Source organism: Pseudokineococcus marinus (assembly GCF_013004605.1).
GTDB classification, from domain to species: domain Bacteria; phylum Actinomycetota; class Actinomycetes; order Actinomycetales; family Quadrisphaeraceae; genus Pseudokineococcus; species Pseudokineococcus marinus.
This window is the reverse complement of the sequence record NZ_JABEMA010000563.1, coordinates 1-1,023: the sequence shown is the minus strand read 5'-3', so window position 1 is coordinate 1,023 and position 1,023 is coordinate 1. Positions and strand designations below refer to the sequence as shown.

Here is a 1,023-nt window from a genome sequence, read left to right as displayed (position 1 = left end):
CTGGCCGTCGTCCGCGAGAGCCCGCGCGCGCACCGCACCGGTGAGCACGACGTCCACCTCGGAGGTGAGCCGGGCGCTGCCGGGCGCGAGGAGGGCGCTGCCGCGGGGCACGTCACCGGCGGACGCGCCGCGCAGGTTGACCGCCACGCGGGCGGGCCCGGCCACCTCCGGGCGCGGCTCCTCGAGGGACTGCAGACCGCGGACCCGCACCGACCGGCGCTCGCCGTCGGGCGTGACCGCCTCGAGCTCGTCGCCGGTGCGCAGGACGCCCTCGGGCAGCGTGCCCGTGACGACGGTGCCGGCGCCGCGGATGGTGAACGAGCGGTCGAGCCACAGGCGCGGCGGCGCTCCGGGGTCGGCCGGGGGCAGCCCGCGCACGAGGCGCACGACGGCGGCGCGCAGCGCCTCGGTCCCGGCGCCCGTGCGGGCGCTCACGACGACGGACGGGGAGCCCTCGAGCGAGGTGCCGACCAGGCGCTGCGCGACGTCGGCGGCGGTGGCCGCGGCGCCGGTCGCGTCGACGAGGTCGGCCCGGCTGACGACGACGAGGCCCGAGCGCACGCCCAGGGCGTCCAGGGCGTCGAGGTGCTCCTGCGACTGCGGCATCCACCCGCCGTCGGCCGCGACGACGAGGAGGACGGCGGGCACGGGACCGACCCCGGCGAGCATGGTGGGGACGAAGCGCTCGTGCCCGGGCACGTCGACGAGCGCGACGCGCTCGGCGCCGCCCGCGCCGTCGTCGAGGTCGGTCCAGGCGAACCCGAGGTCGAGCGTGAGCCCGCGGCGCTGCTCCTCGGCCCAGCGGTCGGGCTCCCGGCCGGTGAGCGCGCGGACGAGGGCGGACTTGCCGTGGTCGACGTGCCCGGCGGTGGCGAGGACGTGCACCGCTCAGGCCCCCGCGGGCGCCGCGGCGCGGGGAGTCGCCAGGGCGCGCAGGGCGGCCCCGACGAGCTGCGCGTCGTCCTCGGGCGCCAGGGAGCGCAGGTCGAGCAGGCACCGGCCGGCCTCGGTGCGGGCGACCAC

The 1,023-nt window shown here is 80.1% G+C and carries 1 protein-coding gene; it reads right to left on the bottom strand.

What is annotated here, in order from left to right:
- The coding region (locus tag HLB09_RS17500) for a GTP-binding protein (RefSeq protein ID WP_322790249.1) at positions 1-885 on the bottom strand (885 nt) is incomplete at its 3' end.
- Between the last annotated feature and the right edge of the window lie 138 nt (positions 886-1,023).